This window comes from Stenotrophomonas terrae (genome assembly GCF_001431465.1).
Classification (GTDB): domain Bacteria; phylum Pseudomonadota; class Gammaproteobacteria; order Xanthomonadales; family Xanthomonadaceae; genus Stenotrophomonas; species Stenotrophomonas terrae.
Window position 1 is genome coordinate 1 of sequence record NZ_LDJJ01000009.1, and the last position, 21,377, is coordinate 21,377.

A 21,377-nucleotide genomic window follows, 5' to 3' on the forward strand; every position below is an offset into this window, starting at 1 on the left:
TTCGCCCCCTCCCTTTGGCCGCAGGCCAAGGGGAGGGTTGGGGAGGGGTAGCTCCAGGTCGCCGATCGCCGGGAGAACAACAGCCCTCAATCCACCGCCGACGGCACCCCGTCCACTTCCACATCCGCGGTCGCATTGGGCGGCAAGGCCAGCGTGGCGGTCTCATTGAGCGCGGCAGCCTCCGCTTCCTTGGTCATCACCACGATGCTGATGCGGCGGTTGATCGGGTTCTGCGGGTTGATCTTGTCGAACAATACCGAGGAGGCCAGGCCGACCACGCGGGCCACTTTGATTTCCTCCATGCCGCCTTCCAGCAGGGTGCGGCGCGCGGCGTTGGCGCGGTCGGCACTGAGCTCCCAGTTGCCGTAGCCGAGCTGGGTGGAATAGGCGGTGGTGTCGGTATGGCCGGTGATGCTGATGTGGTTGGGCACCTGGTTGATGAAGTGCGACAGCTCCAGCAGGATCGTCTTGGTATACGGCATCAGGCGCGCGCTGCCGAGGTCGAACATCGGCCGGTTCTGCTTGTCCACGATCTGGATGCGCAGGCCTTCCGGGGTGATGTCCAGCAGTAGCTGGTCCTTGAACGGCTCCAGCGCCTGGCTCTTGCTGATCGCTTCCTGCAGCTCCTGCTTCAGCGCCTCCAGCCGTTGCCGGTCGCGTTCGCGTTCCTGCACCGGCGTGGGCATCGATTCCTGCTTGTTCTGGAACGGGTCATCGCTGTTGCCACGCGACACGTCGGTAGCGCCGCCCAGTTTGATCATCGACGTACTGGCGCCGCCCGGGCCGGCCATGCCTGGCGCCGGCGTGCTGCTGCTGCCGCTGAGCGGGCTGGGATTGCGGAAGTATTCGGAAATCGCCGCGCGCTCGGGCTTGCTGGTGGCGGCCATCAGCCACAGCACCAGGAAGAAGGCCATCATCGCGGTGACGAAGTCGGCGTAGGCCACCTTCCACGAACCGCCGTGGTGGCCGCCGCCCTGGACTTTCTTCACCCGGCGCACGATCACCGTGGGTTTGGCGTTCTCGGTCATGGGCGGGGCCTTACTTGACCGACTTCAGATGCTGTTCGAACTCGCTGAAGCCCGGGCGCAGTGCCGACGGCACGGTCTTGCGGGCGAACTCCAGGGCGATCTTCGGGTTGTAGCCGCGCAGGCAGGCCAGCAGCGCGGTCTTCACCGATTCGTAGATGCGTGCGTCCTGTTCGGCGCGCGCTTCCACCGCTGCAGCCAGCGGGCCGATGAAGCCATAGCCGAGCAGGATGCCGAGGAAGGTGCCGACCAGCGCGCCGGCCACGTGTGCGCCGACTTCCTTGATGTCACCACCGATGGCGCCCATGGTGATGACGATGCCCAGCACCGCGGCGACGATGCCGAAACCGGGAAGGCCATCGGCCACCTTGTTGAGCACGTGGGCCGGTTCCAGCGCCTCGTGGTGGTGCTTTTCCAGCTCCAGTTCCAGCAGCGGTTCCAGCTCGTGCGGCTCGATGTTGGAGCCGATCATCAGGCGCAGGCAATCGGTGATGAAGTCCAGCAGGTGGTGGTCGGCCAGCACCTTGGGGTAGTTGGCGAACACCGCGCTGTCCTGCGGATTCTCTACATGGTCTTCCAGCGCCATGAAGCCTTCGCGGCGCGCCTTGTTGAGCAGTTCGTAGAGCAGGCTGAGCACGTCCAGATAGTCCTGGCGCTTGTACTGCGGGCCCTTGAACACGCTGACGGTGGCGCGCAGGGTCTGCTTGACGGTCTTGAGCGGGGTGGCGATCAGGAACGCGCCCAGGGCCGCGCCGCCGATGATGACCAGCTCGTAGGGTTGCCACAGCGCGGCCAGGCGGCCGTGCGCACCGACGTAACCGCCCAGGACAGCGAAGATGACAACGAGCAGGCCGACGATGATGAGCATGGGAAGCAGACGCGGGGATGGGGATATCCCGTTGTCGGCCGTCAGAGCGGAATCTGTAGAGCCCTACCTTGTTCGGCGGGTTCAGGAACCCTGCTCCTGTAGAGCCGAGCCATGCTCGGCTGGGGCTCAGCAGCTCTTGTAGAGCCGAGCCATGCTCGGCTGAGGCTCTACCGGTAACGCTTCTGCCGAGCATGGCTCGGCACTACAACGGCAAAGCCTCTGCCGAGCATGGCTCGGCACTACAACGGCAAAGCCCCCTGCCGAGCATGGCTCGGCACTACAGGGAAGCTGCTAGGCCGCTGGCTGTGCCTCGGCACCGCCGCGCTGCAGCGGGTCGGGGTAGGGCTGGCCGTTCTCGACGAAACCCAGCGATACCGAGTTCAGGCAATGCCGTTCAAAGGTCGGCGGCGGGCCGTCCGGGAACACGTGACCCAGATGGCTGCCACAGCGGGCGCAGACGATCTCGGTGCGGATCATGCCGTGGCTGATGTCGCGGATCTCGCGCACATGCGCCGGATCGAAGGGGGCGAAGAAGCTCGGCCAGCCGGTCCCCGAATCAAACTTGGTGCTGGAGCGGAACAGCGGCAGTGCACACAGGCGGCAGCAGTACACGCCATCACGCTTGTTATCCAGGAACACGCCACAGAACGGTGCCTCGGTGCCGTGCTGCAACAGCACGCGCTGTTCTTCGGCGCTGAGGTCGGCAACAAGGGCGTCGCGCTGGGCGCTGCTGGGAGGGCTGAGGTCGAAAGCGGTCATGGCGGAGAATCCGTGGGGCAGGTAGCAATGGTAGGGGCGGGCAGACGCCAGTCCAAGGGCGCATTCATCGCGGCGCAAGCTGTGCCGGCGCATGCTTTCTGCGTGCAACAACAGGAGGGGCCGATGAAACGGGCGATGTATCTGGTGCTGGCATTGCTGGCAGCCTGGCCGCTGTTGCTGCAGGCACAGCTGCAACAGCCACCGGCACCGACGGCGACGCGCCCGGTGACCCTGCCGCCACCGCCGCAGCCGCCATCCACGTCGCCGCGGCTACCGCAGGATGTGCGCCCGCCGTCGGTCAAGCCGCCCAAGCCGGTTCCGAAGGTGAAGCCGATCGTGCAACCGGCGCAGCCTGTGCGGCCGATCTACGACAGCAAGGGCCAGCCGGCGCCGCATATGCGCCAGACCAGCCCGGGTCGGGTGCTGGATACGCGTACCAATCGTTATTACGACACCGTGCCCAGTGGCATGGGCCAGCAGGTGGTGCCGCCGCCGGCCGGTACCCGGTAGGCGAGCGATTACCTGATTACCTGTAGTGCCGAGCCATGCTCGGCAGGCATTTGCCCGTGTAGTGCCGAGCCATGCTCGGCAGGGGCATTACCGGTAAGGCTTCTGCCGAGCATGGCTCGGCACTACAGGAGCGTGGTTTCGCACTACTCGGCGATTGGCAGGCACAGGGTTTCTTTGACTTCTTCCATCACGATGTAGCTCTTGGATTCACGCACGTGCGGCAAGGTCAACAAGGTGCTGCCCAGCAGTTTGCGGTAAGAGGCCATTTCATTGATGCGGGCCTTGAGCAGGTAGTCGAAATCGCCGGACATCAGGTGGCATTCCAGCACGTTGGGCAGCTTCAGCGCGGCGCGGCGGAATTCCTCGAAGATGTCGCCGGACTTGTAGGCCAGGCTGATCTCCACGAACACCAGCAGGCTGGCCTTGACCGAAGAAGGATCCAGCCGCGCGTAGTAGCCGGTGATCACGCCTTCGCGCTCCAGCCGGCGCACGCGCTCGGTACAGGGCGTGGTCGACAGGCCAACGCGCTCGCCCAGCTCGGTGAAGGAGATGCGGCCCTCCTGCTGCAGGATGCGCAGGATCTTGCGGTCGATCTTGTCCAGTTCGCGGCTGCGGGTGGCCATATGGCTCTGCTTTTGATGAACGAAACAGGAAATTACCCTGATTAGGTGCATCAATAAAGGTAAAAACACTGGTTCACCCTGAATATACTGCGCCGTTCCTAGCCCCTGCCATCCCGTGCGCAGGGAATGATGTGGTCCGGAGAATGAAAATGCGCGTTCTGGTGCTTGGCAGCGGTGTGATCGGCACGACCAGTGCCTGGTATCTACGGCAGGCCGGCTTTGATGTCACCGTGGTTGATCGGCAGCCTGGCCCGGCGCTGGAGACCAGCTTCGCCAATGCCGGCCAGCTGTCGTTCGGCTATACCTCGCCGTGGGCCGCCCCGGGCGTGCCGTTCAAGGCGATCAAGTGGCTGTTCGAGGAACATGCGCCGCTGGCGATCCGCCCGACCGCGGACATGGCCCAGTACCGCTGGCTGTGGCAGATGCTGCGCAACTGCACCTCGGCCCGCTACGCGGTCAACAAGGCGCGCATGGTGCGCGTGTCCGACTACAGCCGCGATTGCATCAACGAGCTGCGCGCGGCCACCGGCATCGATTATGAAGGCCGCCAGCTGGGCACCACCCAGTTGTTCCGCACCCAGCAGCAGCTGGATGCCGCCGCGCAGGACATCGAAGTGCTGCGCGAGTACGGCGTGCCTTACGAAGTGCTGGACCGCCAGGGCATTGCCCGCGTCGAGCCGGCGTTGGCCGGCAAGACCGAGACGCTGGTCGGCGCACTGCGCCTGCCCGAGGACCAGACCGGCGATTGCCAGCTGTTCACCAACAAACTGGCAGCACTGGCCGAGGCCGCCGGCGTCGAGTTCCGCTTCGACCAGGACATCGCCTCGATCCAGCGCGAAGGTGACCGCATCACCGGCGTACGCATCAATGGCAAGCTGGAAACCGCTGACCATTACGTTGTCGCGCTGGGCAGTTATTCGCCGCAGTTGCTGGCGCCGCTGGGCATGCAGCTGCCGGTGTATCCGTTGAAGGGTTATTCGCTGACCCTGCCGATCACCAATGCAGCGATGGCGCCGAACTCGACCATCCTGGACGAGAGCTACAAGATCGCCATCACCCGCTTCGAAGACCGCATCCGCGTTGGCGGCATGGCCGAGGTGGCCGGCTTTGACCTGTCGCTGGAACCGCGCCGCCGCGCCACGCTGGAAAAGGTGGTCAGGGATCTGTACCCGGACGGTGGTGACCTGGGCCAGGCCAGCTTCTGGACCGGCCTGCGCCCGGCGACTCCGGACGGCACGCCGGTGATCGGCGCAACGCCATATCGCAACCTGTTCCTCAACACCGGCCACGGCACCCTGGGCTGGACCATGGCAGCCGGTTCCGGTCGTTACCTGGCCGATCTGATGAGCGGCAAGCAGCCGCAGATCAGCACCGAAGGGCTGGATATCTTCCGCTACGGCAAGGGGCAGCACTGATGCGCCCGGCACAGGCACTGATCGACCTGGACGCGCTGCGCCACAACTATCGGCTTGCGCGCCAGCTGGGCGGCGGCAAGGCACTGGCCATCATCAAGGCCGATGCCTACGGCCACGGCGCGGTGGCCTGCGCGCGCGCGCTGCAGGACGAAGCCGATGGTTTTGGCGTGGCCTGCATCGAGGAAGCATTGGAGCTGCGCCAGGCCGGTATCCGCGGCCCGATCCTGTTGATGGAAGGTTTCTTCGACGCGGCCGAGCTGCCGTTGATCGTCGAGCATGATTTCTGGGTGGTGGTAGCGACCTCGTGGCAGCTGCAGGCGGTGGAAGCATTCAAGACCGATGCCACGCTGCGCATCTGGTTGAAGCTGGACAGCGGCATGCACCGGCTGGGTTTGTCGCCGGAGGAATTCCGCGACGCGCACGCACGCCTGAGCGCGCTGCCACAGGTTGGCCCGCTGGTGCTGATGACGCACCTGGCGCGCGCTGACGAACTGGACAGCAACCGCACCCGCGAACAGTTGGACGTGTTCATCCGCGCCACAGAAGGTTTGGCGGGCGAAACCAGCCTGTGCAATTCGCCAGCGCTGTTGGGCTGGCCGGATGTGCGCAGTGACTGGGTGCGGCCGGGCCTGATGTTGTACGGCGCCGATCCGCTGTATCCGCAGCCCAGCCCGCACGCAGCGCAACTGCGCCCGGTGATGACCCTGCAGTCGCGGGTGATCGCCGTGCGTGAGCTGGCGGTGGGCGAGCCGCTGGGTTACGGCGCGCGTTTTGTTGCCGAAGCGCCGACCCGCGTCGGCGTGGTGGCGATGGGCTATGCCGATGGCTATCCGCAGTTCGCACCGAATGGCACGCCGGTGTTGATCGATGGCGTGCCGGGCAGGCTGATCGGCCGCGTATCGATGGACATGCTGACCGTGGACCTCACCGACCATCCGCAGGCCGCACGCGGCAGCATCGTGCAGCTATGGGGCAATGCACCGACCATTTCGGAGCTGGCACCGCGCTGCAATACCAGCGCCTACCGGCTGCCATGCAGCCTCAAGCGCACCCCACGGGTATATCTGTCGGAGTGAGCTGAGCTCCGGTAGTGCCGAGCCATGCTCGGCAGAGGCTTTACCAGCAATGCCAATGTAGTGCCGAGCCATGCTCGGCAGAAGCTTTACCGGTAACGCCCATTGCCGAGCATGGCTCGGCACTACAGGTGAAGCAAAAGGGCCGCATTGCGGCCCTTTTCAATTTCAATCCAGCAAGCGCGGATTATAGACCGGCGGTGGTGTCGTCGTTGCGCAGTTCGCGGCGCAGCCAATCGTCGAGCATGCGCTTTTCGTAACGCAGCGGGTCGGTGTTGCTGGGCAGGCTGCTGTTGAGCAGGTAGCCGGTATCGGACAGCTTGCGCTCGCCCTGGCTGATGATCTGGCCGCTGGCGTCGGTCAGCGTGAACTGCAGCGAGATACGCGGCGGGTAGATGTCGCGCATGATGCGTACGTCGTCCAGGCGCGGGCCATGCCATGGCTCGTAGTCACCGGCACGCTTGATATCGGTGATGGTCACGTCCAACTTCTGCCCTTCCGGCAGCATTTTGCTGGCCTGCTTGCGCAGGTATTCGGCCAGGGTTTCCACCCAGTCGCCGAGCTGGGCATCCCAACGGTTGCGGCTGTAGCGCAGTTCGGTGAACTGGGCCGGATCGGTCCATTGCACCTGCACTTGGCCTTCGACGTTCAGTGCACGCGGGGCTTCGGGATCGGCGACCGTGCGCGGTTTGGCGTCGGCGCCGCCAACGGCCAGCAGGCAGGCCAAGGCAAGTCCGGTGATGGTCAGGGTTTTCATGACGTACTCCTGGGGACTTTGATGACTAAAGTGTGCGGCCGATAAGGATAGGCTTCAATGAGCACGTGTCGGTGTCCTGCATGGGATTGCGCGATGGTTCATCATCACGGGCTGTGGATCGGCCCTCGCCCACACTGGCCGGTGCCTCCCTCCCTTTCCGCCGTGACCCGCTCCCTTCAGACAATGCCTGCTCCCAACCTGGAATCCGCCCTGTCAGTGATGTCTCTGGACGATGAGGATCTGGAAAACTCCAGTCTTTATCGGGAGGTATTCAATGCGGTGGGCAGCGGTCTGTGTGTGATCGAGCTGGTGCTTGAGGAGGGGGTTGCGGTGGATTTCATCTACCGCAAGGTCAACGCCGGTTTCCAGAAGGTCACCGGGCAGAGCGATGTCATTGGCCGCCGCGCCAGTGACGTGGTGCCGGCGATGGGGGCGGACTGGTTCGCGGCCTTCGGTCGGGTGCTCAGCGATGGCGGCATCAGCCAGTTCGAGCGCGAGGTGTCGGAGCCGGCACGCTGGTATTCGGTGGAAGCGGTGCGCATCGGCGAGCCGGACAAGCACCGCGTGGCCGTATTTCTTTTTGACATCTCCGCACGCAAGCGTATTGAAACCGAGCTGGCCGAGAGCGAGGCGCGTTTCAGCGCCTTGGCCGACGGCCTGCCGATGCCGGTGTGGGTGGTGGATGACATTGGCCAGCTGCGTTTCGTCAATACCGCGTTCCTTACCTTCTTCGGCTTGCATGCCGATCAGGACCTGGGCCCGGATCCGTGGCAGCGGCTGGTGCATCCGGACGAACAGGTTTCGTTCGGGTTCCAGTTGCAGGCGGCATTGAACGGGCGCACCGAACTGCACACCAATACCCGCGTGCGCCGTCACGATGGGCAATGGCGCTGGTTGGAAATGAACGCCGTGCCACGTTTTTCCGCTGATGGCCGCTTCATCGGCCTGGCCGGCAACAGCCCGGACATCACCGAGCGGCGCGAGATTGAAATGGCCCGCGAGGACCTGCTCACCGCCGAACGCGTGGCCCGCAACGCGGCCGAGGGCATGGCGCGGATGAAAGATGAGTTCCTGGCCACGCTGTCGCACGAACTGCGTACGCCGTTGACCACGGTGCTGGGCTGGAGTGAGCTGCTGCTGCAGCGCATGGAAGCCGATCACCCGATGCGGCGCGGCATGGAGGTGATCGCCAGCAGTGCGATGACCCAGAAAAACCTGATGTCGGACATGCTCGACCTGAGCAGCATGCTGCTGGGCAAGGTACAGCTGGAAGTGGAAGTGGTGGATCTGGCCGAGCAGGTGCGCGAAGCAGTGCGCGCGCAGGAGCTGGTGATCGAAGGCAAGGCGCAGACGCTGCAAGTGCTATTGCCGGAACTGCCGCAGCCGGTGCTGGGTGATGCCACCCGCCTGCAGCAGATCCTGGGCAACCTGCTGTCCAACGCGATCAAGTTCACTCCGGTGGAAGGGCGGATCGAGATCAGCCTGTTGCATGAAAGCGGGCATTTGGTGGTGCAGATCAAGGATGACGGCGACGGCATCGCACCGGAATTCCTGAAACATCTGTTCAGCCGCTTCAGCCAGGCCGACAGCACCACCACCCGTCGCCATGGCGGCTTGGGGCTGGGCCTTGCCATCGTCCAGCAGTTGACCGAGCTGCATGGCGGCACTGTCTCGGCCGCTAGTGCCGGGCCAGGGCGCGGCGCCACCTTCCGCGTGCGGCTGCCGGAGTTCCAGGCGCAGAAGGCGCTGCGCCACCCGCGCCGGCGGGTGCAGCGCGGGCGCATCGGCGAGCAGGTACTGGTGCCCAATGCGCTGCAGGGCCTGCGGGTGCTGGCGGTGGAAGACCAGGTCGACATGCTCGGTTACATCCGCCGCTTGCTGGAGGAACAGGGCGCGTCGGTGGTAACCGCCGGTACCGCCGCCGAGGCATTGGAGCTGCTGGACCTGCGCGGGCATACCGCGTTCGATGTATTGATCAGCGATATCGGCATGCCGGGCATGGATGGCTACGGCCTGATCCATACCCTGCGGCAGACCCTGGGCGTGGGCGCTGACGAGCTGCCGGCGGTGGCGGTGACCGCGCTGGCGCGGGCCGACGACCGGCGGCGCGCGTTCTCCTCCGGCTTCCAGGGGCATGTGGCCAAGCCGTATAGCGTGGCGCAGCTGATTTCGGCCATCCGCGACGCGCGCCTGCCGCGTTGATTTCTTTGCGTGGGTTTCACGCGGAATAACGGTAATGTGATGGCGTTCACCCATGGACGCTGTCATGCCCTTGTACGCGCCCCATGTTTATTCCGACCCGACGCTGATCGCCTCGCTGGAGGCCTTGCTCGGCCAGTTGCCTGAGCAGGCGCGGGTAATGCTGGTACTCAAGGGCGGCAGCCGGGTGGCCGGGACGGTCACCACGCAGCCGGCGCTGCAGCATTTTGCCGACCACAACGAACAGCCCGGGGTGAACGCGACCGTACGCCTGGAGGACCTGCTGCGGTCCTGCCAGCAACATGTGGTCTGGCTGGACAGCGTGCTGCAGGTGCTGCACCTGCCGGCTGCCGAGCCCTGATCCGGCGCATTTGCCGGCCCTGTTCAGCTGGCCGCGGCCGGTCACGGCGGCCGGCCCGGTAGAATGGCCGGCCCTGCTTGATGAATTACCGGCATGCCTGCTCCGCACGACGCTCCGTTGGAAACCCTGTTCCTTCCGTTCTCCAAGGCTGGCCTGCGCTGGCCGCAGGGGCCGGTCCTGTTCCTGCGCGCGCGCGATGGTTGGCCGCTGCGCGAGCACGCCGACAGCGCCCAGCTGGTCTGCACACAGAGTTTCCGCCCGTTTGCCGAGGCCTTGCAGCGCAGCGGCTGGGAAGTGCGTGACGAACAGGCGCTGGAGCAGTCCGATGAGCGCTACGCGGTGGTGCTGGTGCTGCCGCCGCGGCAGCGTGACGAAGCGCGCGCCCTGTTTGCCCAGGCCTTGGACAAGCTGGCCCCGGGCGGCATCATCGTTGCCTGCCAGTCCAACAACGAAGGCGCGCGCTCCGGCGAAAGCGACCTGCAGCAGCTGGCTGGGCTGGGCGGCACGCTGACCAAGAACCATTGCCGCGCCTATTGGTCGCAACCGGCCGAGGGCAAGCACGACGTCGCCCTGCACAAGCGCTGGGCGGCACTGGATGCGCCGCGCAAGATCGTCGATGGGCGCTTCCTGAGCCGCCCCGGCGTGTTTGCCTGGGACCGCATCGATCCGGCCTCGGCCCTGCTGGTGGAGCAGCTGCCGGCCGACCTGGCTGGCCGTGGCGCCGATCTGGGCGCGGGTTGGGGCTATCTGTCGTCCGAAGTGCTGGCACGTTGCCCCAAGGTCACCGCACTGGATCTGTACGAAGCCGAGGCGCGCGCGCTGGCGCTGGCCCGCCACAACCTGGCCGAGGCCGGAGCGCAGGTGAAGCTGGACTTCCGCTGGCATGACGTCACCACCGGCATCGATGACCGCTACGATTTCATCGTTTCCAATCCGCCGTTCCACACCCCGGCCCGCGAAGACCGGCCGGATATCGGCCGCCGCTTCATTGCCGTGGCCGCGCAGTCGCTGCGTCCGGGCGGGCAGTTGTTCATGGTTGCCAACCGCCACCTGCCGTATGAGCAGATCCTCACCGAGAGCTTCGGCCAGGTGCGCGTTGCCGCCGAGCGCGATGGCTTCAAGGTCATCGTCGGCACCCGGGGCCGTGCATGAAGCTGGTCAAGCACATCGCCAACCTGGGCTATGGCAGCCGCAAGCAGGTGCAGCAGCTGTTCCGCGAAGGCCGCATCACCGATGCGCAGGGCGAGGTGCTGTATGCCGATGACAAGGTCGAGCACGACAACATCCGTATCGATGACGAGGTGTTGGACCCGCCGCCGGGCCTGATCCTGATGCTGCACAAGCCAGCCGGCTATACCTGTTCCACCAAGGACCATGGCCGCCTGATCTATGAGCTGCTGCCGGAGCGTTTCCGCGACCGCGACCCGGTGCTTTCCAGCGTTGGCAGGCTCGATCGCGATACCTCGGGCATGCTGCTGATGACCGATGATGGCCAGCTGCTGCACCGGATCGTGTCGCCCAAGTCGAAGCTGGACAAGGTTTACGAAGCACAGCTGGCACAGGATCTGAGCGGCAGCGAAGCGGCGCAGTTCGCCAGTGGCACGCTGTTGCTGGAATCGGACGACAAGCCCTTGTTGCCGGCCGAACTTGAGGTGCTCGGCCCGCGTGCGGCGCGGCTGACCCTGCACGAAGGGCGTTACCACCAGGTGCGGCGCATGTTCGCAGCGGTGGGCAACCACGTGCAGGCGCTGCACCGTTCGCGTATTGGCGGCCTGGGTCTGGATGATCTGGCCGAAGGCCAATGGCGGCAGCTGGACGCCGCTGACCTGGCCGTACTGTTTGGAGAACAGGCCTGATGGAATTGCTGGCCCGCCCGCAGGCGGTGGTGTTCGACATGGACGGCCTGATGCTGGACAGCGAGCGCGCGCTGATGGGCTGCCTGGAGCAGGTTGCGCAGGTGCAGGGCCATGTCCTGCCGCGCAGCCTGTTGCTGTCGTTGATTGGTTCCTCCGATGCCACTACCCGGCAGAAGCTGGCCGATGTGCTGGGGCTGGAGCGCACCGATGCTTTGTTGGCCGAATCCTATGCACGTTATGCCGACATCGTCGATGCCGGTGTGCCGTTGCGGCCGGGCATCACCGAGTTGCTGGAGTTGCTGCGCGAGCACGACATTCCGCGTGCGGTTGCCACCGCCACGCGTTCACCGCTGGCGCAGCGCAAGCTGGCGGCGGCGGGTTTGCTGCCGTATTTCCAGTTTGTTGCCACCAGCAGCGATGTAGCCCATTCCAAACCGGCGCCGGACATCTACCTGCATGCCGCGCGTGGACTGGGCATCGCGCCGGCGCATTGCCTGGCCCTGGAAGACTCACCCACCGGCGTGCGCGCGGCACTGGCCGCCGGCATGACCACGATCCAGATTCCGGACCTGCTGGAACCGGACGAAGAAGTGCGTGGCTACGGTCACCACATCACCGCCTCGCTGCATGACGTGCGCGAGCTGCTGCAGCAATGGCTGCCGGTAGGCGCAGCGTAGGCTTCACCTGTAGTGCCGAGCCATGCTCGGCTAGGGCTCTACCGATAAGGCCTCTGCCGAGCATGGCTCGGCACTACATTGGGCATCGCCGGTAATGCCTCTGCCGAGCATGGCTCGGCACTACATTGGCATTGCTGGGAATGCCCCTGCCGAGCATGGCTCGGCACTACATTGGCATTGCTGGTAACGCCTCTGCCGAGCATGGCTCGGCGCTACATTGGCATTGCTGGTAATGCCTCTGCCGAGCATGGCTCGGCACTACATTGGCATCGCTGGTAATGCCCTTGCCGAGCATGGCTCGGCACTACCGGTCATCGCTCAGGTATTGCCTTCACCACCACCGAGCACGCGGTGCCAGCCTTCCACGCCGAGCTGGTCCAGCGTGGCGATATTGCGTTCGACAATCACGTCCGGGTCCGGGAACGCGGCTACCGCACGCTCAACGCTGTCTTCGCGCAGCAGGTGCAGGGTGGGGTAGGGCGAGCGGTTGGTGTAGTTGCTCACGTCGTCTGCGGCGGCACCGGCGAACTGGTACTGCGGGTGGAAGCTGGCCACCTGCAGGATGCCCTGCAGATCCAGCGCTTCCACCGCGGCGTCGGCGTTTTCGAGGAAATCGTTGTAGTCCAGGAAATCCTCCAGCACCTGCGGGTGGATGATCAACGTGGTGTCGATCTGCTCGGCCGGGGTGTCGCGCAACAGCAGCAGCTCTTCGGCCAACTGCTCCAGCAGGGCCTCCGGCGTGCTGGCGTCGCTGAGCACGAAGCGCACCTGCTGCTTGACGTAGACCGCCTTCGCAAACGGGCACAGGTTCAACCCGATCACCGCCTTTTCCACCCAGTTGCGGGTGACGGCGATGGGATCGATGGTGGCGTGTTCGTTCATGGCTGGCGCTCGGGCTGGCAGGGCAGGCGATTGTAGTGGGCAACCGGGCCCGCTGCCGCCGTGCTGTCATCGCGTGGGTGTTCACTGTCCACAAACTGGACACGGTGCATTGTCGAAAATCGCACGATTTCAGCAGCTTGTGCTGATCTCGCCGATGGCTAATAGGCAGCTGCCGGGTGCAGGTATTCAATGTCTGCACCGACCACGCAAGGAGTACGGCAATGGCAAAAGAGGCGTTTCTTCCCCCGGAGTTGTGGGTGGGCAAGCAGTTTGATGGTCAATGGCAGCGCGGCAACAGCCAGCAGGAAGTGATCGAGCCGGCCACCGGCAAGACGCTGGGCAGCATCGGGCTGGCGGACCCGGCGCAGATTGCGCGCTCGGCCGCCGCTGCAGCCGCGGCACAACGCGACTGGGCCAACGCGCCCTATGAAACCCGCGCGCAGGTGCTGCGCCGCGCCGCGCAGCTGGCCGATGAATACGCGGCTGACATCATCGAGTGGATCGTGCGCGAGTCCGGCTCTACCCGGCTCAAGGCCGGCTTCGAGAACAAGGTAAGCACCAAGGCCCTGCATGAGGCCGCAGCGCTGCCCTCGCGCAGTGTGGGTGAGCTGCTGCCGTCGGTGCCGGGGCGGCTCAATCTTGCACGCCGCCGTCCGCTGGGTGTGGTGGGGGTGATTTCACCGTTCAACTTCCCCCTGTATCTGGCGATGCGCGCGGTGGCACCGGCGCTGGCGCTGGGCAATGCGGTGGTGCTCAAGCCCGACCCGCGCACGGCGGTCTGCGGTGGCTTTGTCATCGCCCGCCTGTTCGAGCTGGCCGGGCTGCCGGCCGGGGTGCTGCATGTGCTGCCGGGCGATGGCGCAGCGGGTGCGGCGCTGACCAGCGATCCCAACATCGCCATGATCCAGTTCACCGGTTCCACCGCTGCCGGGCGCAAGGTCGGCGAAGCCGCAGGCCGGCATCTGAAGAAGGTATCGCTGGAGCTGGGCGGCAAGAACGCGCTGATCGTGCTCGACGATGCCGATATCGATCTGGCCATCGCCAACACCACCTGGGGCGTCTACCTGCACCAGGGGCAGATCTGCATGGCGACCGGCCGCGTGCTGGTCCAACGCGGCATCTATGATCGCTTCCTGGAGAAACTCATCTCCAAGGCGCAATCGCTGACCGTCGGTGACCCGGCCGTTGCCGATGTCGCGCTGGGGCCGCTGATCAACGCCCAGCAGCGCGACCATGCCGCACGCGTGGTTGCCGAGGCCGCGGCCGCCGGCGCAACCCTGGAAACCGGTGGCACCTATCAGGATCTGTTCTTCGAGCCGACCGTGCTCAGCGATGTGAGCCCAGGCAACCCGGCCTTCCATGAGGAGATCTTCGCGCCGGTGGCGGTGGTGGTGCCGTTCGACAGCGATGCGGATGCCGCCGCGCTGGCCAACGACAGCGAGTACGGTCTGTCGATGGCCATCATTTCCAGCAATGTCGACCGTGCCTTGAAACTTGGCGAACAGCTGCATACCGGCATCCTGCATATCAACGACCAGACCGTGAACGACGAGGTCATCAATCCCTTTGGTGGTGTCGGCGCATCGGGCAATGGCAGCAGCATTGGTGGCCCGGCCAACATCGAGGAATTCACCCAATGGCAATGGCTGAGCATCAAGGGCGAAGCCCCCGCCTATCCGCTGTGAACTGGAGAAACCCATGAGTGCATCTGCAGAACTGCGTGACATCACCGTGGCGGTGGTGCGTGAGAAGGAAAAGCCTTTCAGCATCGAACAGGCACGCATACGCGGGCCCAAGGATGACGAGGTGCTGGTGCGGGTGGTGGCCACCGGCCTGTGCCATACCGACCTGATCGTGCGTGACCAGTACTACCCTGTGCCGTTGCCGGCGGTACTTGGCCATGAGGGCGCCGGTGTGATCGAGGCGGTGGGCCCGGCGGTCAAGGATCTGCGGGTGGGCGACCATGTGGTGCTCACCTATGGCGCCTGCGGCCACTGCAATCCCTGTAGCGGCGGCCACGGTGCCTACTGCAAGGACTTCTATGGCCTGAACTTCGGTGGTGGTGAACTGGACGGCAGTACCGCCATCCAGGACCCGCACGGCCATCCGCTGCATGACCACTTCTTCGCCCAGTCCTCGTTCGCCACCTATGCCTTGAGCCGCGAGAACAATGCGATCAAGGTGCCTGAAGATGCGCCGATCGAACTGCTCGGGCCGCTGGGCTGCGGTATCCAGACCGGTGCTGGTGCGGTGATCAATTCGCTCAAGGTCGGTACTGGCAGCAGCTTTGCGTCCTATGGCGCCGGTGCGGTGGGCCTGAGCGCGGTGATGGCGGCGCGCGTGGCTGGTGCCACCACCATCATCGCCATCGACGTGGTGCCGTCGCGCCTGGCGCTGGCCACCGAACTGGGCGCCACCCATGTGATCAACAGCCGCGAGGTGGATGTGGTCGAAGCGGTGCGTGGGATCACCGGTGGTGGCGTCGAGTACGCGTTGGAATCCACCGGCCGTGCGGAGGTGCTGGAGCAGGGCATCGCGGCATTGGCCGGGCTGGGTGTGATTGGTGTGGTGGGTGCGCCCAAGCTCGGCACCAAGGCCGCGTTCGACATCAACGATCTGTTGCTGGGCGGGCGCAGCATCCGCGGAATCGTTGAAGGTGACAGCGTGCCGAAGGTGTTCATCCCGCAGCTGGTACAGCTGTACCAGCAAGGTCGCTTCCCGTTCGACAAGCTGGTCAAGTTCTATCCGTTGGAGGAGATCAACCAGGCTGCCGAAGACAGCACCAAGGGCATCACCTTGAAGCCGATTCTCAAGATAGGCTGATGGAACAAACCATCGCGGACCATGCCGGCCCGCGATGGCGATCCAGTCAGCGGGCGCGGTGTAGGCTGGGGCCAGTTGTCTGGAGGATGCCCATGGCCACCACGCTCATGCAACAGCAGCAACGCCTGGCTGCCGCCCGGCAGCGCTTCGCCGAAGGCGGCCGATTGCCTGCGCAGCTGCTTGCACCGGCGCTGTTGCGCTCCTGGGAACGTTCGCGGCTGGCGGGCATACGCCCGCAGCACGCACCGCACTATGCGCCGCTGGCACAACGGCGGCCGCGTCTGGAAGATCCCGCCGATCGTCTGTTGGCACGTTGCGTGCGGCAGGACATGGATGATCTATGGGCGGCCTTCGGCGGCCGCCGCTGGACCTTGTTGTGCGTCAACCGCGAGGGCCTGATCATCGCCCAGCGCGAACATGGCCTGGCCGATGAGGCGATACTGCGGCCTATCCAGGTCGGGCGGCGGATCCGCGAGATCGAGATCGGCACCACTGCGCCATCCTGTGCGCTGGCCGAGGATGCTGCGGCACTGGTACGCGGCAACGAGCACTACCTGGATGAATTTTCCCGCGTCTATTGCCTGAGCGTGCCGTTGCGCGGGGTGGATGGTGAAGTGCTGGGGGCGCTGGACATCACCGGTATCGGCGAACGCGACAGCGAGTTGCTGCGCGGCTATTTCCGGCAGGCGGCACTGTCCATCGAGAACCAGTTGATCCAGCAGCAGCGTGATTGCCACCTGCTGGCGCTGCAACATGACGCGCGCTGGTTGGGGACGCCGTTGCAGGGTGTGTTGGCGGTGCGCGAAGACGGCCAGCTGCATGCAGCCAACAGCGTGGCGCGACGCATCCTCGGCTTGCCGCGCAGTGGCACGTTGCCGTTGACGAGCCTGGACAGCCTGTTTGCCAATGCCAGCGTGCACCAGCGCCGTCGCCTGCTGCAGGCCGGGCCGGTGCATCGGGTGCAGCTGCACGCCGACAGTGCCTTGCAGCTGCAATACCTGCGCGGGCCGGTGGGCGCACGTGCCAGTACCGCCAAGCGGGCGGTGAGCACTGTGGTGGGTTCATTGCGGGCGCAGGGCACGCAGGTGGTACGTGAGGCGGTTGCCGCGCATGCCGGCAACCTCAGCGCGGCGGCGCGGCAGTTGGGCATCTCGCGCACCACGCTGTACCGCAAACTGCAGCAGGCCGGTTGAGCCTGCTGCAGCGCAGTTGCATCAATCGCGGAAGTTGTCGAACTGCAGCGGCTGTTCGAAGTCATCCTTCTTCAGCAGCGCCATCACTTCCTGCAGGTCATCACGCTTCTTGCCGTTGACGCGCAGCTTGTCGCCGTTGATCTGGGTGTCGACCTTGATCTTGGATTCCTTGATCTTGGCGGCGATCTGCTTGGCCAGCTTCTGCTCGATGCCCTGCTTGACCGTCACCTGCTGGCGCGCGCCACCCAGGTTGGTTTCGATGTCGCCAAACTCCATGCAGCGGAAATCGATGCTGCGTGCAGCCAGGCGCTGCTTGAGGATGTCGGCCATCTGCTTGAGCTGGAAATCGGTGGGCGCGGTGAGCTTGATCAGCTTCTCGCCGTCCTGCTCGAAACTGGCGGCCACACCCTTGAAATCGAAGCGCGTGGACAGTTCGCGGTTGGCCTGGTCGATGGCGTTGGTCAGCTCGTGCTTGTCAACTTCGGATACGACGTCAAAGGAAGGCATGGGCCTGCTCCAATCAGAAAAACAGCCGCCATTCTAGGCGATTGGCGGCAAGGGCATGGCGCAGACGGCTACGCTGCCGACGCCAGCGATCGCTGTTGGTGTTGGCGCTGCGGCTTGCAGATGGGAGACGCAGCGGGAAGGGGCAAGCTCCGCTGCGATCCATGCGCCCTGCTCACATGCCCAGGCGCAGTTTCACTTCGGCGGCGATCCGGGTGGTTTCGCGCAGGGGCTCGACCGCCAGATTCAGATCAGCGTCAAACGCCGCCAGCCCATCCAGCAAGCGCCCGCGCTCACGCAGCGCCTGTTGGAAGTGCGCCATCCGTTCCTGCGCGCGCTCGCCCAGCAGTACGCCGACCGGCACGCGGGTGGCGCAGGCTTCCGACAGCAGGTTGACCGAGTCTGGCGTGCAGACAATACGATCAGCCCAGCCCAGCAGTCCGGCATAGGGATTGGAGCCGTCGCCGCCATCGGCCCAGATCACCCCGGGCACGTCGTCGAAGGCACGCAGCAGGGCCGCCGTCACCGCGCGCGGGGTGCGCCGCGAGGTGGTGGCCAGCACGCTGCCCCCTTCGGCGCGGATGCGCGCGGCCAGCTGCTGGAACAGGGGCTGGATCTCGCTGTCCTGCCAGGGCGCGTGATCGGTGGGGCCGCCGACCAGCAGCGCGGTGCGTGGCCCGGGCAGCTGTTCGAAGCTGGAGAACGCCGCGCGCCCCCAGGCCAGCCAGTCGTCGCTGACCGGGTTGAGGCTGCCCAGCAGGGTGAGCACATTGGCTGCGCGCAGGCGATCGTGTTCGGGCACCACCAGCAGGTCCCAGTGGCGCGGTGCGATGCGCGGGTCGAGGATCTGCACGGTGCGGGTGCCGCGTTGGCCCAGCACCCGCAGGGCGCCTGCGGCCTGCCGGCCACAGCCGATCGCCAGCGCCGGTGGGTTGCCGGCCAACTGTGCGAACTGCGGACCAAAGCCCCGCGCCGCGCCCGGCAGCAGGCGCGGCGCCAGCCAGCGCCACGGGGCCTGCGGCTGCAGCTGCAGGCGCTGTTGGCCGCCCAGAGCCAGCGCGGACGCCAGCGCCACGGCCTGGCGCACGTTGCCGGCGCGGCCGTCGGTGATCGTCCAGGGGAGCGTCGATCGTTTCGCGTATGGCATTAATTCGTTTCAATAAGGCTGGGTGTTGCAACAGCCAGAGGGCTCTACACTGAGCCCTCTGATCGGGGGTCATTGTCCGGGGCTTTCCAGGGCAATGTCACGACCGTAGCCAATTCATCACGGAGTTTCCATGTCCGACATCTTCAACGATGCCGCGCTTGACCAGCTGTTCCGCACCGCCCGTACCCAGAATGCGTTCCAGGACCGTCCGGTCGAGGACAGCCAGCTGCGTGCCCTGTACGACCTGTTGAAGTGGGCGCCCACGTCCGCCAACACCAGCCCGGCGCGCTTCGTGTTCGTCAAATCGGCCGAAGCCAAGCAGAAGCTGGCGCCGGCAATGTCCGAGGGCAACCTGGCCAAGACCATGGCAGCGCCGGTCACCGCGATCATTGGGTTTGATCTGGATTTCCACGAGAAGCTGCCGTACCTGTTCCCGCACACCGACGCCAAGGCCTGGTTTGACGGCCCGCGCGAAGGCCGCCATGAGGCCGCGTTCCGCAACGGCAGCCTGCAGGGCGCCTACCTGATCCTGGCCGCACGCGCGCTGGGACTGGATGCCGGCCCGATGTCGGGCTTCGACCCGGCCAAGGTGGATGAAGCGTTTTTTGCCGGCACCGCCATCAAGTCCAATTTCCTCGTCAATCTGGGCTATGGCGACTCGTCCGGCATCTTCCCGCGGCTGCCGCGGCTGTCCTTCGACGAAGCCGCGCGTATTGCCTGAGTTGCAAAGCGTTCCACGCGGCGTCCGTCACATCGGCTGACGCCGTGCTTGTTGAAACTGATTACGTTCTGTCTATCACCTCCAAGGAGAGACCCATGTCCACGATGTCCAAGCTGCTGCTCCCGCTGGCCCTTGCTGCTGCCATCACCGCCTGCTCCAAGCCGGCCGACACCGCCGCCCCGGCTGCCACCCCGGCCGAAACCGCTGCTGCTCCGGCTGAAGCCGCTGCCGCCGCGCCGGCTGCCCCGGAAGCCGCTGCGATCCAGATCGCGGCTGGTACCTACAAGCTCGACCCGAGCCACACCGACGTGCTGGTGCAGTGGAACCACATGGGTTTCTCCAACCCGACCGCGCACTTCGGCAATGCTGATGGCACCCTGGTGTACGACGCGGCCGATGTTGGCAAGTCGAGCGTGGAAGTGACCCTGCCGCTGTCGGGCCTGAACAGCTTCACCGCCAAGTTCGACGAGCACCTGCGCAGCGCCGATTTCTTCGACGCCGCCAAGTTCCCGACCGCCACCTTCAAGAGCACCAAGGTGGAAGCAGCCGGCACCAACAAGCTGAGCGTGACCGGTGACCTGACCGTCAAGGGCGTGACCAAGCCGGTGGTGCTGGACGTGACCGTCAACGGCGCCGGCGAGCACCCGATGATGAAGGTGCCGTCGGTGGGCTTTGATGCCACCACCACCATCAAGCGCAGCGACTTCGGCATCGGCGCCTACGCCCCGGCCGTGAGCGACGACGTCAAGATCCGCATCACCACCGAAGCCTCGATCCCGAAGGCCGAGGAAGCTGCCGCCAAGTAATCGCAGCCGCGATTTCTTCGCAGCAGGCAACAAACGCAAAGGCCCGCCATTGGCGGGCCTTTGTCGTTCTGGAGTTCTGGCCTTCCGGCTCTTTGTATCTTTGTGGGAGCGGCGTAAGCCGCGAAGCAGAGATATCGTCAGCTGGCACAGGTTCCAATGGCTTGAGCAATGTCAGCTTCGCGGCTTACGCCGCTCCTACGAACGAGCGCTCAACCAATCCGCGCTGGCATCCCGGCAAGCCGCATATGCCTGATCAGCTCCCGCAGGTAGTTGCCTGCAAAGCACCACAGCGCGTCGCCAACAGGTTTCAGTACGCGCCTGCCCCAGCGCTGATGGATATGCCGTGCGTATGGCAGCAACACATCCGAAAAGATCACCACCAGTTGCGCGGAGAAAAGCGCCAGCAACACTTCCAGCCCCAGCGCATCCAGCACAGGCACCAACGTAGCCAGTTCCGGATTGGAAACGATGCACAGAATCACGACGGTGGTAAGCAAGGCGGCCGCGCGGCCGCGCCAGTTGCGGATTTTCATGCGGGCATCATAAGCGCCGTTTGAACACAGTGCGCTTCAATGCAGCGAGGTAGCCCGGGTAAGCGCAGCGCACCCGGGGAACGATGCTCGGCAGGATTGCGGCTGTGCTGAAAAAGCCGCCAATGTGCTGTGCGTCCCAGGGTTACGGCAATCCAGCGTTCTGGTGAAATGGCCTGATGTTTCTTGTGGGAGCGGCGTAAGCCGCGAAGCAGGCACACCATCAGCTGACACAGGCGCGATGGGTTCCTGCAACATCAGCTTCGCGGTTTACACCGCTCCCACAAGTGCAGTAGCCCGGGTAAGCGCAGCGCACCCGGGGAATGATGATCGGCGGGTATTGCGGCTCTGCTCCAAAGCCCCGGGTGCGCTGCGCTTACCCGGGCTACCACAGCGGGGCGGTTGCCGATTCACCGATTCGAGCAGGCATCGATTGCACTGGGCAACTTCCGCATCGGTTCGTCAGCTTGCCTGCGTTCGCGTCCATCACGCAGCGGCTTGCCCGCATCAGCAGCGGTGTCCTCACGGGCTGGGGGCGTGGCAGCGTCTTCTGCCAGCTGCCTGGCCAACGCGACATTGGTGATGTGGCCGTGCATGAACAGCAGATCGGTATAGATGCTCATTTCCCTGCTCCGTCTTGAGAGGGAC

23 protein-coding genes are annotated in these 21,377 nt (G+C 65.1%); 13 read left to right on the plus strand and 10 right to left on the minus strand.

The window, feature by feature from the left end:
• Window positions 1-86: 86 nt before the first annotated feature.
• From motB to msrB, 3 genes are all read right to left on the minus strand, one after another.
• Window positions 87-1,028: a flagellar motor protein MotB gene (gene motB / locus ABB27_RS03045; RefSeq protein WP_057626757.1), complete on the minus strand. Its 942-nt coding sequence runs from the start codon at window positions 1,026-1,028 to the stop codon at window positions 87-89.
• Window positions 1,029-1,038: 10 nt separating this feature from the next.
• Window positions 1,039-1,893 carry a flagellar motor stator protein MotA gene (gene motA, locus ABB27_RS03050; RefSeq protein WP_057626758.1) on the minus strand — a complete coding sequence of 285 codons (855 nt, stop codon included), beginning with the start codon at window positions 1,891-1,893 and terminating at the stop codon, window positions 1,039-1,041.
• A gap of 291 nt (window positions 1,894-2,184) precedes the next feature.
• Window positions 2,185-2,652: a peptide-methionine (R)-S-oxide reductase MsrB gene (gene msrB / locus ABB27_RS03055; RefSeq protein ID WP_057626759.1), complete on the minus strand. Its 468-nt coding sequence runs from the start codon at window positions 2,650-2,652 to the stop codon at window positions 2,185-2,187.
• Between the two features lie 123 nt (window positions 2,653-2,775).
• Here msrB and ABB27_RS03060 point away from each other — a divergent pair, with 123 nt between their 5' ends.
• Window positions 2,776-3,162: a classical arabinogalactan protein 4 gene (locus tag ABB27_RS03060; RefSeq protein ID WP_152984410.1), complete on the plus strand. Its 387-nt coding sequence runs from the start codon at window positions 2,776-2,778 to the stop codon at window positions 3,160-3,162.
• 143 nt (window positions 3,163-3,305) lie between these two features.
• On the opposite strand, the gene ABB27_RS03065 is transcribed toward ABB27_RS03060, so the two are convergent.
• Entirely contained in the window at window positions 3,306-3,785 is a 480-nt protein-coding gene (locus tag ABB27_RS03065) for a winged helix-turn-helix transcriptional regulator (RefSeq protein WP_057626761.1), read from the minus strand.
• Between the two features lie 149 nt (window positions 3,786-3,934).
• On the opposite strand from ABB27_RS03065, the gene ABB27_RS03070 reads away from it, so the two are divergent.
• Window positions 3,935-5,200 carry a D-amino acid dehydrogenase gene (locus ABB27_RS03070; protein ID WP_057626762.1) on the plus strand — a complete coding sequence of 422 codons (1,266 nt, stop codon included), beginning with the start codon at window positions 3,935-3,937 and terminating at the stop codon, window positions 5,198-5,200.
• Entirely contained in the window at window positions 5,200-6,276 is a 1,077-nt protein-coding gene (gene alr / locus ABB27_RS03075) for an alanine racemase (RefSeq protein ID WP_057626763.1), read from the plus strand. Before ABB27_RS03070 ends, alr begins: the two co-directional genes overlap by 1 nt.
• Before the next feature lie 184 nt (window positions 6,277-6,460).
• On the opposite strand, the gene ABB27_RS03080 is transcribed toward alr, so the two are convergent.
• Complete coding sequence (locus tag ABB27_RS03080) at window positions 6,461-7,030, minus strand: DUF3016 domain-containing protein (protein WP_057626764.1); 570 nt, start codon at window positions 7,028-7,030, stop codon at window positions 6,461-6,463.
• 162 nt (window positions 7,031-7,192) lie between these two features.
• Here ABB27_RS03080 and ABB27_RS03085 point away from each other — a divergent pair, with 162 nt between their 5' ends.
• The 5 genes from ABB27_RS03085 to ABB27_RS03105 all read left to right on the plus strand — a co-directional run bounded on the left by ABB27_RS03085 (window position 7,193) and on the right by ABB27_RS03105 (window position 12,123).
• A complete protein-coding gene (locus tag ABB27_RS03085; protein WP_211263661.1) occupies window positions 7,193-9,232 on the plus strand; it encodes an ATP-binding response regulator in 2,040 nt (679 codons plus the stop codon).
• 52 nt (window positions 9,233-9,284) lie between these two features.
• Window positions 9,285-9,590 (plus strand): DUF3247 family protein, encoded by a 306-nt coding sequence (locus tag ABB27_RS03090; protein ID WP_244479116.1) that lies wholly within the window; start codon window positions 9,285-9,287, stop codon window positions 9,588-9,590.
• Between the two features lie 93 nt (window positions 9,591-9,683).
• The gene (locus ABB27_RS03095) at window positions 9,684-10,742 is read left to right on the plus strand and encodes a class I SAM-dependent methyltransferase (RefSeq protein WP_057626766.1); all 1,059 of its coding nucleotides are present in this window, start codon (window positions 9,684-9,686) and stop codon (window positions 10,740-10,742) included.
• Window positions 10,739-11,446 carry a pseudouridine synthase gene (locus tag ABB27_RS03100; RefSeq protein ID WP_057626767.1) on the plus strand — a complete coding sequence of 236 codons (708 nt, stop codon included), beginning with the start codon at window positions 10,739-10,741 and terminating at the stop codon, window positions 11,444-11,446. Before ABB27_RS03095 ends, ABB27_RS03100 begins: the two co-directional genes overlap by 4 nt.
• A complete protein-coding gene (locus ABB27_RS03105; protein WP_057626768.1) occupies window positions 11,446-12,123 on the plus strand; it encodes an HAD family hydrolase in 678 nt (225 codons plus the stop codon). Before ABB27_RS03100 ends, ABB27_RS03105 begins: the two co-directional genes overlap by 1 nt.
• Window positions 12,124-12,441: 318 nt before the next feature.
• On the opposite strand, the gene ABB27_RS03110 is transcribed toward ABB27_RS03105, so the two are convergent.
• Window positions 12,442-13,005 (minus strand): DUF1415 domain-containing protein, encoded by a 564-nt coding sequence (locus ABB27_RS03110; protein ID WP_057626769.1) that lies wholly within the window; start codon window positions 13,003-13,005, stop codon window positions 12,442-12,444.
• Between the two features lie 221 nt (window positions 13,006-13,226).
• On the opposite strand from ABB27_RS03110, the gene ABB27_RS03115 reads away from it, so the two are divergent.
• From ABB27_RS03115 to ABB27_RS03125, 3 genes are all read left to right on the plus strand, one after another.
• Window positions 13,227-14,690 (plus strand): benzaldehyde dehydrogenase, encoded by a 1,464-nt coding sequence (locus tag ABB27_RS03115; protein ID WP_057626770.1) that lies wholly within the window; start codon window positions 13,227-13,229, stop codon window positions 14,688-14,690.
• A gap of 13 nt (window positions 14,691-14,703) precedes the next feature.
• A complete protein-coding gene (locus ABB27_RS03120; RefSeq protein WP_057626771.1) occupies window positions 14,704-15,828 on the plus strand; it encodes an NAD(P)-dependent alcohol dehydrogenase in 1,125 nt (374 codons plus the stop codon).
• A gap of 92 nt (window positions 15,829-15,920) precedes the next feature.
• Window positions 15,921-17,021: a helix-turn-helix domain-containing protein gene (locus tag ABB27_RS03125; protein ID WP_057626772.1), complete on the plus strand. Its 1,101-nt coding sequence runs from the start codon at window positions 15,921-15,923 to the stop codon at window positions 17,019-17,021.
• Between the two features lie 21 nt (window positions 17,022-17,042).
• On the opposite strand, the gene ABB27_RS03130 is transcribed toward ABB27_RS03125, so the two are convergent.
• Together ABB27_RS03130 and ABB27_RS03135 are read right to left on the minus strand one after the other, a co-directional pair.
• Window positions 17,043-17,528 (minus strand): YajQ family cyclic di-GMP-binding protein, encoded by a 486-nt coding sequence (locus ABB27_RS03130; RefSeq protein ID WP_057626773.1) that lies wholly within the window; start codon window positions 17,526-17,528, stop codon window positions 17,043-17,045.
• Between the two features lie 172 nt (window positions 17,529-17,700).
• On the minus strand, window positions 17,701-18,672 hold the full coding sequence (locus tag ABB27_RS03135) for a mitochondrial fission ELM1 family protein (protein WP_057626774.1): 972 nt from the start codon (window positions 18,670-18,672) through the stop codon (window positions 17,701-17,703).
• A 130-nt stretch (window positions 18,673-18,802) separates the two neighbouring features.
• Between ABB27_RS03135 and ABB27_RS03140 the strand changes: the two genes are divergently transcribed.
• Together ABB27_RS03140 and ABB27_RS03145 are read left to right on the plus strand one after the other, a co-directional pair.
• Window positions 18,803-19,393 (plus strand): malonic semialdehyde reductase, encoded by a 591-nt coding sequence (locus ABB27_RS03140; protein WP_057626775.1) that lies wholly within the window; start codon window positions 18,803-18,805, stop codon window positions 19,391-19,393.
• Between the two features lie 95 nt (window positions 19,394-19,488).
• Window positions 19,489-20,199: a YceI family protein gene (locus ABB27_RS03145; protein WP_083491112.1), complete on the plus strand. Its 711-nt coding sequence runs from the start codon at window positions 19,489-19,491 to the stop codon at window positions 20,197-20,199.
• A 209-nt stretch (window positions 20,200-20,408) separates the two neighbouring features.
• Here the strand turns inward: ABB27_RS03145 and ABB27_RS03150 are convergent, their stop codons facing one another.
• Window positions 20,409-20,732, minus strand: coding sequence for a hypothetical protein (locus ABB27_RS03150; RefSeq protein WP_057626776.1), 324 nt, complete (start codon window positions 20,730-20,732; stop codon window positions 20,409-20,411).
• A gap of 407 nt (window positions 20,733-21,139) precedes the next feature.
• Window positions 21,140-21,352: a hypothetical protein gene (locus ABB27_RS03155; protein ID WP_057626777.1), complete on the minus strand. Its 213-nt coding sequence runs from the start codon at window positions 21,350-21,352 to the stop codon at window positions 21,140-21,142.
• Window positions 21,353-21,377: the final 25 nt, after the last annotated feature.